Annotated in this window: 14 protein-coding genes; 8 read left to right on the top strand and 6 right to left on the bottom strand. The window is 58.6% G+C overall.

Features of this window, described 5'->3' with window-relative positions; all coding sequences use genetic code 11:
- The first annotated feature begins 11 nt into the window (after window positions 1-11).
- The 6 genes from ribH (at window position 12) to KQP88_RS21550 (ending at window position 3610) form a co-directional block, all read left to right on the top strand.
- Window positions 12-488 carry a 6,7-dimethyl-8-ribityllumazine synthase gene (ribH, locus tag KQP88_RS21575; protein ID WP_025262014.1) on the top strand — a complete coding sequence of 159 codons (477 nt, stop codon included), beginning with the start codon at window positions 12-14 and terminating at the stop codon, window positions 486-488.
- Complete coding sequence (nusB, locus tag KQP88_RS21570) at window positions 485-982, top strand: transcription antitermination factor NusB (protein WP_025262013.1); 498 nt, start codon at window positions 485-487, stop codon at window positions 980-982. Before ribH ends, nusB begins: the two co-directional genes overlap by 4 nt.
- Before the next feature lie 18 nt (window positions 983-1000).
- On the top strand, window positions 1001-1966 hold the full coding sequence (gene thiL, locus KQP88_RS21565; RefSeq protein WP_200986269.1) for a thiamine-phosphate kinase: 966 nt from the start codon (window positions 1001-1003) through the stop codon (window positions 1964-1966).
- The gene (locus tag KQP88_RS21560; protein WP_025262011.1) at window positions 1963-2472 is read left to right on the top strand and encodes a phosphatidylglycerophosphatase A family protein; all 510 of its coding nucleotides are present in this window, start codon (window positions 1963-1965) and stop codon (window positions 2470-2472) included. Before thiL ends, KQP88_RS21560 begins: the two co-directional genes overlap by 4 nt.
- A gap of 104 nt (window positions 2473-2576) precedes the next feature.
- Window positions 2577-3194 carry a GTP cyclohydrolase II gene (gene ribA, locus KQP88_RS21555; protein ID WP_200994463.1) on the top strand — a complete coding sequence of 206 codons (618 nt, stop codon included), beginning with the start codon at window positions 2577-2579 and terminating at the stop codon, window positions 3192-3194.
- Complete coding sequence (locus KQP88_RS21550) at window positions 3191-3610, top strand: MFS transporter (protein ID WP_198728201.1); 420 nt, start codon at window positions 3191-3193, stop codon at window positions 3608-3610. The genes ribA and KQP88_RS21550 overlap by 4 nt, the downstream gene beginning before the upstream one ends.
- Window positions 3611-3684: 74 nt before the next feature.
- On the opposite strand, the gene dxs is transcribed toward KQP88_RS21550, so the two are convergent.
- The 4 genes from dxs to metC form a co-directional block, all read right to left on the bottom strand.
- Complete coding sequence (gene dxs / locus KQP88_RS21545; RefSeq protein WP_216704131.1) at window positions 3685-5577, bottom strand: 1-deoxy-D-xylulose-5-phosphate synthase; 1893 nt, start codon at window positions 5575-5577, stop codon at window positions 3685-3687.
- A 149-nt stretch (window positions 5578-5726) separates the two neighbouring features.
- Window positions 5727-6614 (bottom strand): polyprenyl synthetase family protein, encoded by an 888-nt coding sequence (locus KQP88_RS21540; protein WP_216704130.1) that lies wholly within the window; start codon window positions 6612-6614, stop codon window positions 5727-5729.
- Complete coding sequence (locus KQP88_RS21535; protein ID WP_025262006.1) at window positions 6611-6853, bottom strand: exodeoxyribonuclease VII small subunit; 243 nt, start codon at window positions 6851-6853, stop codon at window positions 6611-6613. The genes KQP88_RS21540 and KQP88_RS21535 overlap by 4 nt, the downstream gene beginning before the upstream one ends.
- A gap of 89 nt (window positions 6854-6942) precedes the next feature.
- On the bottom strand, window positions 6943-8115 hold the full coding sequence (gene metC, locus KQP88_RS21530; protein ID WP_216704129.1) for a cystathionine beta-lyase: 1173 nt from the start codon (window positions 8113-8115) through the stop codon (window positions 6943-6945).
- A gap of 143 nt (window positions 8116-8258) precedes the next feature.
- On the opposite strand from metC, the gene KQP88_RS21525 reads away from it, so the two are divergent.
- Entirely contained in the window at window positions 8259-9305 is a 1047-nt protein-coding gene (locus tag KQP88_RS21525; protein WP_216704128.1) for a PDDEXK nuclease domain-containing protein, read from the top strand.
- A 178-nt stretch (window positions 9306-9483) separates the two neighbouring features.
- Here KQP88_RS21525 and yghU read toward each other — a convergent pair whose 3' ends face one another.
- Together yghU and KQP88_RS21515 are read right to left on the bottom strand one after the other, a co-directional pair.
- Complete coding sequence (yghU, locus tag KQP88_RS21520) at window positions 9484-10323, bottom strand: glutathione-dependent disulfide-bond oxidoreductase (protein WP_216704127.1); 840 nt, start codon at window positions 10321-10323, stop codon at window positions 9484-9486.
- 71 nt (window positions 10324-10394) lie between these two features.
- Window positions 10395-11291, bottom strand: a complete 897-nt coding sequence (locus tag KQP88_RS21515) for an EamA family transporter (protein ID WP_216704126.1) — start codon at window positions 11289-11291, stop codon at window positions 10395-10397.
- Window positions 11292-11603: 312 nt separating this feature from the next.
- Here KQP88_RS21515 and KQP88_RS21510 point away from each other — a divergent pair, with 312 nt between their 5' ends.
- Window positions 11604-11981, top strand: a complete 378-nt coding sequence (locus KQP88_RS21510) for a hypothetical protein (protein ID WP_216704125.1) — start codon at window positions 11604-11606, stop codon at window positions 11979-11981.
- The last annotated feature ends 307 nt before the right edge of the window (window positions 11982-12288 follow it).

Below are 12288 nucleotides of genomic sequence, written 5' to 3'. Positions count from 1 at the left end.
GACTCACCCCAATGACCTTGAAGACCATCGAAGGTACCTTCATCGCCCCACAAGGCCGCTATGCCTTGGTAGTTGGCCGTTTCAACAGCTTCGTCGTGGAAAGTCTGGTGAGCGGCGCTGTCGATGCCCTGGTTCGCCATGGCGTGAGCGAAAGCGACATCACCATCATCCGCGCGCCGGGTGCTTTCGAGATTCCTCTGGTTGTGCAGAAAGTTGCCCAACGCAAAGAGTTCTCGGCCATCGTCGCCCTGGGCGCGGTGATCCGTGGCGGTACTCCGCACTTTGAATACGTGGCTGGCGAATGCGTCAAAGGCCTGGCTCAGGTTTCCATGGACGCAGGCATCCCCGTCGCTTTCGGCGTACTGACTGTCGACTCCATTGAGCAAGCCATCGAGCGCTCCGGCACCAAGGCCGGTAACAAAGGCGCTGAAGCTGCACTGTCTGCCATTGAAATGGTCAGTCTGCTGTCGCAGTTGGAGGCCAAGTGATTTCCGACGATAGCGATCAGTTCAACCCGCGTGACGCCCAGTCTCCCGAGGCAGCCAAAGGCAAGAGCGCCAAACGTCGCGAAGCACGTCAGCTCGCGACCCAGGCGCTGTACCAGTGGCACATGGCAGGTCATTCGTTGAACGAAATCGAAGCGCAGTTTCGCGTCGACAACGATTTCAGTAACGTCGACAGCGCTTACTTCCGCGAATTGCTGCATGGCGTTGCCACCAACAAGACCGAAATCGATGTCGCGCTCAAGCCTTGCCTTGACCTGACCGTCGAAGAGCTGGACCCGGTCGAGCTGGCGGTATTGCGCCTGTCCACGTTCGAACTGCTCAAGCGCATCGACGTGCCTTACCGCGTTGTGATCAACGAAGGCATCGAGCTGGCGAAAGTCTACGGTTCCACTGACGGCCACAAGTTCGTCAATGGCGTGCTGGACAAGCTGGCACCGCGTCTGCGCGAAGCTGAAGTGAAGGCTCACAAGCGCTGATTGGCGCCTGGACTTCACATGGGTGAATTCGAGCTGATCCGCAATTACTTCGCTGCCGCGCCCTGTGCGCAGGACGGCGAAGGCGTTGCACTTGGCATCGGCGACGACTGCGCGCTGCTGGCGTTACCGCCCGGCGAGCAGTTGGCGATTTCCACCGACACGCTGGTTGCCGGGGTGCATTTCCCAGACGCCTGCGACCCCTTTCTGCTTGGCCAGCGCGCCCTGGCGGTTTCTGCCAGCGATCTGGCTGCCATGGGCGCCCGCCCAGTGGCTTTCACTCTTGCGCTTACCTTGCCTCAGGTCGAAGCCGACTGGTTGCAGGCCTTTGCCGAAGGTTTGAACCTGATGGCGCAGGGCTGCTCGTTGCGCCTGGTGGGCGGCGATACCACCCGTGGGCCGTTGAGCCTGACACTGACGGTGTTCGGTGCCGTGCCTGCAGGTCAGGCGCTGACCCGTAGCGGTGCCCGTGAAGGTGACCTGCTGTGTGTCGGTGGCGCACTGGGCGATGCGGCGGCTGCCTTGCCGCTGGTGCTCGATCAGCGCCGTGCCGAGCCTTCGATTGCCGAGCCACTGCTGGCACGTTACTGGTCGCCACAGCCGCAACTGGCGCTGGGGCAGGCGCTGCGTGGCAAGGCCACGGCCGCGCTGGACATTTCCGATGGCCTGCTCGCGGACTGTGGGCACATTGCCCGGTCGTCGGCTGTGCGCTTGCTGGTCGAGCGGGACAAGCTGCCAATGTCCGGGCCCTTGCTACAGTTGTTTGATCTGCCCGAGGCGCAACAGGCTGCGCTCAGTGGTGGCGATGATTATCGGCTGGCCTTCACGCTGCCGCCCGAACACCTTCCAGGCCTGCTGGAAGCTGGCTGGCCTGTGCATGTGATCGGGCGAGTGGTCGAAGGGCAGGGCGTTGCATTGCTGGATGCCGACGGGCATGACATCACGCCTGCCGCGCTGGGCTATCAGCATTTTCGGAGTGAAGCGTGAAAGATAACCCCGAGCAGGTTTCCGCCGAGTTCGTACCGCCTTCGGTCTGGACCAACCCCTGGCATTTTCTCGCCTTCGGGTTTGGCTCGGGCACCTTGCCCAAGGCCCCCGGAACCTGGGGTTCGATCGTTGCCGTGCCGTTTATTCCCTTGTGGCAGATGCTGCCGGACTGGGGCTACTGGCTCATGCTGGGCGTCACCATGCTGTTTGGCTTCTGGTTGTGCGGCAAGGTGGCGGACGATCTGGGCGTGCACGACCACGAAGGTATCGTCTGGGACGAAATGGTCGGCATGTGGATTACCCTCTGGCTGGTGCCCGAAGGCTGGGCATGGTTACTGGTGGGCTTTCTGGTATTCCGCTTTTTTGACATTCTCAAGCCATGGCCCATTCGCTGGCTGGACCGGCATGTTCACGGTGGTTTCGGCATCATGATCGACGATGTGCTGGCCGGTGTTTTTGCCTGGTTTTCCATGCAGGGACTGGTCTGGGCCTGGGGATTGATCTAGCTTTTTGATATTAATCGGTAAGAATTCAGCCTAAGCGTCCCTTGGAACGTGCTGTTACAATCGGACCTTGCGAATTCTCAGTCTTCTACTACCAGGAGCACACGGTGCCCGTCGTATTTGTTGCTGCCTCCAAGCTGCCTACCCCTTTTGCAGAATTCACCATGAACGGCTTTTTCGAGCAGGAAACCGGGCGCGAGCACGTTGTTCTGAGCTTGGGTGATATTGCCGATGGCGCTCCTGTTCTTGGGCGAGTGCATTCCGAATGCCTGACCGGCGATGCTCTGTTCAGCCAGCGGTGCGACTGCGGCTCGCAACTGGAAGCCGCGCTACGCGCCATTGCCACCGAAGGTCGTGGTGTTCTGCTGTATCTGCGCCAGGAAGGTCGTGGCATTGGCCTGATGAACAAGATCCGCGCCTACGAATTGCAGGACGGCGGCGCCGATACCGTTGAAGCCAACGAGCGTCTGGGCTTTGCGGCCGATCAGCGTGATTACGCGATCTGCCTGCCGATGCTGCAACACCTGAATGTCGGTTCCCTGCGCCTGATGACCAACAACCCGCGCAAGGTCAAAGCCTTGACCGACATGGGCATCAAGGTTTCCGAGCGTGTTCCGCTGCACACCGGGCATAACCCGCACAACAAACTGTACCTGGCGACCAAGGCCGGCAAGCTGGGTCACATGATGGGCAATGAGCACCAGAGTGAGGTCGATCCGGCGTGAATCGCAACAATGTGCGCAGACGGATGGCGCTGGCCTGGTGGCAGCAACTGGGTCTGAGTCTTGCGCCATTGTTGGTGGTCTGCATCTTTCTGGATGCAGGCGAAGTCCTGATCCATGTGCTGGCGATGCCATTGTTCATCGCCGGTGTTGCTTCTATGTTCCTTAGTCTCAAGCCCTTCGGCGCATTCAAGCGCGCCTTGATCGCCACTCAGGCGGCACTCGATACACCTGAAGAAACCGCAGCCTGGCTCAAGCTGGCCGCCACTCGCCGCATTGCCTTCCTGTTTGCCGGGATTCCGGCCTGGATCGCCGCTGCAGCCTTGTTCATCGGGCTTGAACCGGTGCCGGTATTTCTGCTCGCACTCTCCACCGTGGCGCTGTTCTACCTGTATCGCATCCCGCCGCAATTGGGATAAAACCCAGGCACACATCTGTGGGAGGCAGCTTGCTGGCGACGTGACGTTGTCGCCAGCAAGCTGCCTCCCACAAATTAGCCGATCAACGCCAACCGTGCATTGATTGCCGCTTCGATACCTTCGGCATTCAGCCCACACTCGGCCAGCATCTGTGCCGGCTTGGCGTGTTCGACATAGATGTCCGGCAAGCCGAGATGCAGCACCGACTTGAGGATGTTCTCCCGCGCCAGGAACTCGCTGACCGCCGCGCCCGCGCCACCCATGATGGCGTTTTCTTCGATGGTGACCAGCAGATCATGACTGGCTGCCGTTTCACGGATCAGGGCTTCGTCCAGTGGCTTGACGAAGCGCATGTCGATAACCGTGGCATCAATCTTTTCCGCGACTTCCAGTGCATCGGCCAGTTGCACGCCGAACACCAGCATGGCAACGCGCTTGCCTGGACGACGAACAACGCCCTTGCCGATTTCGATGGGTTGCAGGCCATTGTCGATCACTGCATTCGGGCCGGTGCCGCGCGGGTAGCGCACAGCGGCCGGGCCGACGTACAGGTAACCGGTGTTGAGCATCTGGCGCAGCTCGTTTTCGTCGCTCGGCGTCATTACCAGCATGCCGGGAATGCAGCGCAGATAAGACAGATCGAAGCTGCCCGCGTGAGTCGGACCGTCTTCGCCCACGAGGCCGGCGCGGTCGATGGCAAACAGCACATCGAGGTTCTGCACCGCCACGTCATGCACCAGTTGGTCATAACCGCGCTGCAGGAACGTGGAGTAGATCGCGACCACTGGCTTGCTGCCTTCACAGGCCATGCCGGCGGCGAGGGTGACCGCGTGCTGCTCGGCAATCGCCACGTCGAAGTAGCGACTCGGGAAGCGCTCGCTGAACTCCACCAGATCGGAGCCTTCCTTCATGGCCGGAGTAATCCCCACCAGCCGTGAATCAGCCTTGGCCATGTCACAGATCCACTGACCGAACACGCCCGAATACTTCGGCCCGCTGGCTTTTTTCGGCGCGGCGGGAGCATTCAGCGGGTCGAGCTTGGTGATGGCGTGATAGCCGATAGGATCGACTTCGGCTGGCGCGAAGCCTTTGCCTTTCTTGGTCACGACATGCAGGAACTGCGGACCCTTGAGGTCACGCATGTTACGCAAGGTGGCGATCAGGGTTGGCAGGTCGTGCCCATCGATAGGACCGATGTAGTTCCAGCCCAGCTCTTCAAACAGCGTGCCGGGGACCAGCATGCCCTTGGCGTACTCTTCGGTGCGGCGGGCAATTTCCCAGGCGCCCGGCAGACGGGAAAGCACTTTCTTGCTGCCTTCGCGCATGCTGGTGTAGGTACGGCTGGAAAGGATCTTGGCCAGATAGTTCGACAGACCGCCGACATTGCGTGAAATCGACATGTCGTTGTCGTTGAGGATCACCAGCATGTCCGCGGCGACTTCCGGCGCGTGGTTCAGCGCCTCGAAAGCCATGCCTGCGGTCAGGGCGCCGTCGCCGATCACCGCGATGGACTTGCGGTCGCTGCCTTGCAGACGGGCGGCGATCGCCATGCCCAGCGCGGCACTGATGGAAGTGCTGGAGTGCCCGACGCCAAAGGTGTCGTACTCGCTTTCGCTGCGACGCGGGAACGCGGCAATGCCGTCCTTCTGGCGCAGCGTGGTCATGCGCTGACGGCGGCCGGTAAGGATCTTGTGCGGATAGGCCTGATGACCGACATCCCAGACCAGGCGGTCATCCGGGGTATCGAACACGTAATGCAGGGCGATGGTCAGTTCGATGACGCCAAGGCCTGCACCGAAGTGCCCGCCGGTCTGGCCAACGGAATAGAGCAACTCCAGGCGCAGTTCATCGGCCAGGGTTTCCAGCTCGGCTTCACCCAGGCGGCGCAGGCCGGCCGGTGTATCTGCACGGTCAAGCAACGGCGTAACCGGGCGCTCGCGGGGAATCTCTTTGAACGTCGTGGGCATCAGGCGAATCGTTATAAGTAAAAGAGGCGGCAGTTTACCTTATGCATCGCAAGCTGCCCATGAAGTGCATCCTGCAGATACGCGGGTATGAAAAATCAGACCTGATTTGGCGCGTTTGATTCATCAGGTCTGACGTTCGGTTGTCTGTATCAGTTGCGGCGTTCGACGATGTAACGCGCCAGCTCCCGCAAAGGCTCTGCGGCGGCGTCGAAAGGTTGCAGCGCGTTCAGCGCCTGGTCGCGAAGCTCCAGCGCATAGAGTTTGGCAGGTTCAAGGCCAAGCAGCGCGGGGTAGGTCGGTTTGTCGCGGGCAATGTCGGCGCCCTGGCGTTTGCCCAGGGTCGCGGTATCGCTTTCTACGTCAAGAATGTCGTCCTGCACCTGGAAGGCCAGACCAATGGCTTGGGCATAGACCTGCAAGGCATCGAGTCGGGCCTGATCGGCATGACCACTGGCCAGTGCGCCGAGCCTGACGCTGGCTTCGATCAGTGCGCCGGTCTTGTGCCGGTGCATGAAGGCCAGTGCCGCCTGATCGAGTTTCAGGCCGACCGAACCCAGATCAATGGCTTGCCCGCCCACCATGCCTGCCGGACCAGCGGCCAGGGCCAGGGTGCTGACCATCTGCAAGCGGGTTTCGGCGTCACGTGAACTCAGGCGCGGATCGAGCAGAGCGGTAAAAGCCAGGCTTTGCAGGCCGTCGCCCGCGAGGATCGCACAGGCTTCATCAAAGGCTTTGTGGGTAGTGGGCTGGCCGCGACGCAGGTCGTCATCGTCCATGGCCGGCAGATCGTCATGCACCAGTGAATAGGCATGGATCAGCTCGACGGCACAGGCCGCGCCATTGGCATCCTCGGCAACACCGCCCAGCGCTTCGCAGGCTGCATAAGCCAGCAGCGGGCGCACCCGCTTGCCGCCGTTCATCACGCTATAGCGCATGGCGGCATAAAGTCGGGTCAGCTCCGGGCTCGGCGCCTCAAACAGACCATCAAGTGCCGCGTTGACGCGAGCCTGGCTTTGGGCCTGATAGCTCGCGATCATTCGGGTTGATCCGCTTCGAAGGGCTCTTCGGCCAGTTCGCCGTCGCGCTCCAGCAATACCTGCACCTTCTGCTCGGCCTGGGCCAAGGCATTCTGGCAGTCACGTGTGAGGCGCACGCCTTGCTCGAAAGCGGTCAATGAGTCTTCCAACGACAGCTCACCGTTCTCCAGACGCTCAACCAGCGTTTGCAGATCGGTGAGGGATTGTTCGAAATCCAGTGCAGCTTTCTTGCGGGCCATGGCGGCATTCCCGGTGAAGATTAAACCGCCGCGACACTAGCAGAGCCGGGGCCGCGGGGCAAACGCTTGAAGGGCAGAGTGGCTGACAGTCAGTTCAGAGCGGCGGCAAATCCGGCCTTCAGGTCTTCGATCAGATCATCCGGGTTTTCCAGACCGATTTGCAGGCGCAACATTGGTAGACCCTGCTCCCGGGCACCATAGTGATCCACCTCCGACACCAGGCTTTCAAAGCCACCCCATGAATAACCGACACCAAACAGCTTCAAGGCTCCGGTAAAACGGTCCAGTACCTGACGGTCGGCGGTCTTGAACTCGAAGCTCAGCAAACCGTTGCAGCCATGGAAATCCCGCTTCCAGAGGGCATGTCCCGGATCGCTCGGCAGTGCCAGATGCAGGACACGACCGACCTGCTCGTGGCCATGCAGCCATTGAGCGACCTGCAGGGCATTGTGCGCGTGCATCTTCATGCGTGCCGCAAGGCTTCGGGCGCCGCGCAATACCAGATAGGCATCGTCCGGGCTCACGGTATTGCCCACGGCGGTGTTCATGGTCTTGAGGGTTTTCCAGTGCTCTTCGGTGGTGCTGATGCTGCCCATCATCACGTCCGAATGCCCGGCGATGTATTTGGTCAGGGCCATCAACGAAATGTCCGCGCCCAGTTCAAGCGGCTTGAACAGCACCCCCGAACCCCAGGAGTTATCCACAGCCAGCAACAGATCACGCTCTTTGCAGAGCCGCGACAGGGCGCGCAGGTCACACATGTCGAACGTCAGCGAACCGGGGACTTCCGCGTAGATCATGCGTGTATTGGGTTTGATCAATGACTCCACGTTACTGCCGTCGGCGGCGTAATAATCGAACTCGATATCGAAGGCCGTCATCCATGTCCTGACCAGACGACGAACCGGGCCGTATACCGCCTCGGTGATCAGCACATGCTGACCAGGACGCACAAAGGCCTGAAACATCTGCGCCGCTGCCGCCAGCCCCGTGGAATACAGGCAAGTGCCGTGGGCGCCTTCCAGCTCGGAAACCAGGTCCTGCAATGCAAAGGCCGTCGGGTTGCCGTTGGCCGCATATGTCAGAGAGCGATCCGGCCCGGCAGTCCGCGCCTCCGCTTCGCGCAGGCTTTGCAGGCTGTCGAACAACACCGTGCTCATGCGCACCACCGGCGGATTCACCGCAATGCCCGGCCCACTGCTGGCGCTACGGCCATGCTGGGATAACGCAGTCTGGGCGAGAGGGTCTTTGTCTTGGGGCATTGCAGGCTCCGAACTACTGGGTAAAAGAATTTCAGCTTGCTACGCAGGAGACACGCGATTCAGAAGCATCCTGCATACAGCCTGGCGTCACGGGTGATTATCATGCGCTGCCTCTTGTATTTGAGCGATAGAAGAGGTGATTTGTGGGTAATAGTACGACGTCTGTTCAGCCTGAGGGGTATAGCGATTGGTTGGCGTCGCTCAAGGGGGACATCAAGCGGGCGCGGCAGCGTGCGGCTCTGGCGGTCAATAGTGAGTTGGTGATGCTTTATCATCGGATTGGCATGGATATCAGGCAGCGGCAACAGACTCAGGGGTGGGGGGCAAAAGTTATCCAGCAACTGGCTGATGATTTGAAAGAAGCTTTCCCTGATATGCATGGTTGGTCTGCCAGCAACCTTAAATACATGCGCTTTTTTGCGCAGCATTGCCCCGGCATTCAATTTGGTCAGCAGGCTGCTGACCAATTACCCTGGTTCCACATCGTCACCCTGCTGACCAAGCTGAATAACACCGCAGATCGAGAATGGTACGCGGCGCAAGCCGTGCAGCATGGCTGGTCACGCAGCACTCTGGAAGCCAATATCAAAAGTAGCTTGCACCTGCGCCAGGGTGGGGCTGTCTCCAACTTCGATATGCACTTGTCATCCGATGATTCCGCTCTTGCCCGGCAGGTGTTGAAGGATCCGTATCTGTTCGATTTTCTTGGGCTGGGCAATGATGCCCGGGAGCGAGAGATCGAGAATGGGCTGATTCAGCACATCACCCGTTTCCTGATGGAGTTGGGGGCCGGTTTCGCATTTGTAGGGCGCCAGTTCCGGCTGGAAGTGGGGGGTGACGAGTTCTTCATTGACTTGCTGTTCTACCACACACGGCTCAAGTGCTATGTGGTGGTAGAACTTAAGGCCACTTCATTCAAGCCTGAGCACGCCGGGCAACTGAGCTTTTATCTGGCAGCTGTCGATGCACAGATCAAGGCTGACGATGATAAGCCCACCATCGGCTTGTTACTGTGCCGACAGCACAACCGTCTGGTAGCGGATTACGCCTTATCCGGCTTCGGCAAACCCATGGGCGTCGCGGAATACCAGCTACTGCGAGACTTGCCTGAAACATTGACGCAAAGCCTGCCGAGTATTGCTCAGATCGAAGCGGCCTTGTCTGATGAGCTGGACACTCTGGAGGAATAATGCTGATCAGTTGAGGTACAAGCAAAACTGGTGGGAGGCAGCTTGCTGGCGAAAAAGGCCTAAAAAACGACAGATATTCTGCGTCTGTACGCCGAAGTCGCCAGCAAGCTGCCTCCCACAAAGTGATTCATGACTTTAATTGATCGGCATTACTCTGGAGTGAGCCTTTGGGCTCGTGTCACTTCTCCAGATCAGACGCCTGATGCCGCTCTGGAACCTGATCCGCTTCATCGCCCCATGTGCGATTGACCTTCTTGCCGCGGATGACGGCAGGGCGTGCGGCGATTTCTTCGGTCCAGCGAAGCAGGTTCGGGTATTCATGCACCGACAGGAACTCCGCAGCGGAATAAACACTGTTCTGCACCAGCGCGCCGTACCATGGCCACACGGCGATGTCGGCGATGGTGTAAGTGTCACCGGCCAGATAGCGGCTTTCCCCGAGGCGGCGGTCCAGCACATCCAGTTGGCGCTTGGCTTCCATGGCGAAGCGGTTGATGGCGTACTCGATCTTTTCCGGTGCGTAGGCATAGAAATGCCCGAACCCGCCACCCAGATACGGCGCTGCACCCATCTGCCAGAACAGCCAGTTCAGGGTTTCAGTCCGGCCCGCGTGATCGGTGGGCAGGAAGCTGGAAAACTTCTCTGCCAGGTAAAGCAGGATCGAGCCGGACTCGAACACCCGCACAGGCTTCTCCTGGCTGCGATCCAGCAGCGCAGGGATCTTGGAGTTGGGATTGACCCCGACAAAACCGCTGGAGAACTGATCGCCTTCCGAAATCTTGATCAGCCAGGCGTCATATTCGGCACCGCTGTGCCCAAGGGCCAGTAGCTCTTCCAGCAGAATAGTGACCTTCACCCCGTTGGGCGTGGCCAGCGAATAGAGCTGCAACGGATGCTTGCCGACCGGCAGTTCCTTGTCATGGGTAGGGCCGGCAACCGGGCGGTTGATATTGGCGAAGGCGCCACCGGACGAAGCAGGTTGCCAGACCTTTGGAGGCGTATAAGGAGTAGTGCTCATGCGGGAACCTCGGAATGATTGAGGACGATCGTTTCGACCGATGAAGCTGCACGTTGTTCATGAATCATCGATCAGACCAGAGGACGACTGCGGCGAGCGAACAAGGCATTGCTGATGCGTTGTCCGTAAAGACCGACGGCCAGGCCCGATACGATAAGGCCCACGGCAACGATTTTCATCGGCGTCAGGCTTTCATCGAAAATCACCACCGAACCCAGAATTCCGAAGATAGGGACCAACAGTGACAATGGTGCAACAGTAGAAACCGGATATTGCTTGAGCAACGAGTTCCAGACCCAGTACCCGAACAGGGTGTTGGGGTAAACCTGAAACAGGATCGACAGAACGGCGCGATGGTCGATCTGGTGTATCAGCGCAGAGTAACCGCTGGTGCCATTGACGATGTAGTCCAGAACGAAAAGCGGAATCGGCGAAAAGGCGCTGGACCAGACCAGAAAGGCAAGCACCTGCTTGGTCCTGGCCTTTTTGTTGATGATGTTCGTGACACTCCAGGCCGCTGCGCCGAATAACACCAGCACCAACCCGGTCGCAGTGACCGAACCGTCCGAAATGAAAATGATGCTCAACAGTCCGCACAGCGCAACGCCAATCCCGGCCAACTGGTAACGAGAGATTGTCTCCTTGAAGACCCAGGCTCCCAGCAGCATCGTGAAGAACGCGCTGAACTGCAAAACCAGCGAAGCAATCCCCGCCGACAACCCGGACTTGATCCCCAGATTGACGACACCCCACAGGCCTATACCGAATATCAGCCCGTAGCTAATGATGTAGCGCCACGCGACATCAGGCTTGGGAATGAAAAAGATCGCTGGCAGCGCACAGAGCGTGAAGCGCAGACCTGCGAGGATGAACGGATCAACTGAGGTCAGGCCCAGCTTGATGACCGAGAAGTTAAGGCCCCAGAGGGCAGTAACCAGGATGGCGAGGAGCAGGTGGTGGAGTTTCATTGTGGGGAGGACTTCCTGATCGGGTGTGCCGTGCGAGTCATCTACAGCGGCAGGTTAATACAGTCTGACCTGCCGGTCTTCTGGCGTCCGGTGAGGTTTATGCCTGAAAAATGGTCTACTTGCCTGTTTCTTGAACAAAAAACTTGGCTTGCAGGAATGTATCGTCATGGATACATTTGCTGGCCTAGTGCCTGCGTGGTGCCCCCTGAACAAAGTAGCGCCGCTTTTCGAGGATGACGGAGAGCGGCGTCAGTCGTTTTTCCAGGGCTTCAACTAAAGGTCGGTGGCTGTAATGCAGGGAGCGAGAGGCTAATGGATGAGTTCAAGGTTTTGTTCGCAGGTCTGGATGTATATATCTATCTGGGATTGCTGCTTTTAACCTTTATCGCCATCAAATATAAATCCGAGTATGCGGCTTCTCTGTTTATAGGGTGCTGCAGTATTCCGCTGTCTGCTTTTTGCTATTTGCTCTGGGTCCATGGCAGCGGCGGTGGCTGGAACTTAGTGACTTTTCTTGTAGTGATGTTTGCGTTTTCCCAAGTCGGATGGCTTGGGGGCGCTTTGGCTATTTTCGGGAAATTGATCAATGCGCGCTATTTGAAAAAGGCCGGGTTATGGGTATCCATCGTCTCGGTCATTTCGCATGGTTTATTTCTGATATCGATTCTTACCCTGGGAGCCGGCTCTTGATACGCCGGTCATCGTTTCTCTTTTAGCTGGTTTATGTACTCATAAGGAATTGTGTCATGGCGTTCAGTGAATCAACACTTGAATATATAAAAAGCCAAGCTGATAAAGCCAAGGAAGTCGCTGGCGCGCTTGGCGTTCCAGGGGTAACCGCCCAAGGATTGTTGGGCGCTATTGGGGAAGAGTACGAATCGCTCGGTGCAGTAGACTGGATTCAAACCCAAAGGGTAACCAGCTTTACGCATGAAGAGCTAAAGCAGAACTACGAAAGTGTCATTAGCGATCAGCAGATTCTGAAAGATGTCGTCAA

Origin of the sequence: Pseudomonas lijiangensis (assembly GCF_018968705.1) — a bacterium.
GTDB lineage: Bacteria > Pseudomonadota > Gammaproteobacteria > Pseudomonadales > Pseudomonadaceae > Aquipseudomonas > Aquipseudomonas lijiangensis.
The sequence above is the reverse complement of the archived record's forward strand: the minus strand, read 5'-3'. Positions and strand labels throughout refer to the sequence as shown.

What these genes read in the sequence shown, in the direction of transcription:
- ribH (WP_025262014.1), top strand. Translation starts at nt 12, where the DNA reads ATGACCTTGAAGACCATCGAAGGTACCTTCATCGCCCCACAAGGCCGC.
- thiL (WP_200986269.1), top strand. Translation starts at nt 1,001, where the DNA reads ATGGGTGAATTCGAGCTGATCCGCAATTACTTCGCTGCCGCGCCCTGT.
- dxs (WP_216704131.1), bottom strand. Translation starts at nt 5,577, where the DNA reads ATGCCCACGACGTTCAAAGAGATTCCCCGCGAGCGCCCGGTTACGCCG.
- KQP88_RS21540 (WP_216704130.1), bottom strand. Translation starts at nt 6,614, where the DNA reads ATGATCGCGAGCTATCAGGCCCAAAGCCAGGCTCGCGTCAACGCGGCA.
- KQP88_RS21535 (WP_025262006.1), bottom strand. Translation starts at nt 6,853, where the DNA reads ATGGCCCGCAAGAAAGCTGCACTGGATTTCGAACAATCCCTCACCGAT.
- metC (WP_216704129.1), bottom strand. Translation starts at nt 8,115, where the DNA reads ATGCCCCAAGACAAAGACCCTCTCGCCCAGACTGCGTTATCCCAGCAT.
- yghU (WP_216704127.1), bottom strand. Translation starts at nt 10,323, where the DNA reads ATGAGCACTACTCCTTATACGCCTCCAAAGGTCTGGCAACCTGCTTCG.
- KQP88_RS21515 (WP_216704126.1), bottom strand. Translation starts at nt 11,291, where the DNA reads ATGAAACTCCACCACCTGCTCCTCGCCATCCTGGTTACTGCCCTCTGG.
- KQP88_RS21510 (WP_216704125.1), top strand. Translation starts at nt 11,604, where the DNA reads ATGGATGAGTTCAAGGTTTTGTTCGCAGGTCTGGATGTATATATCTAT.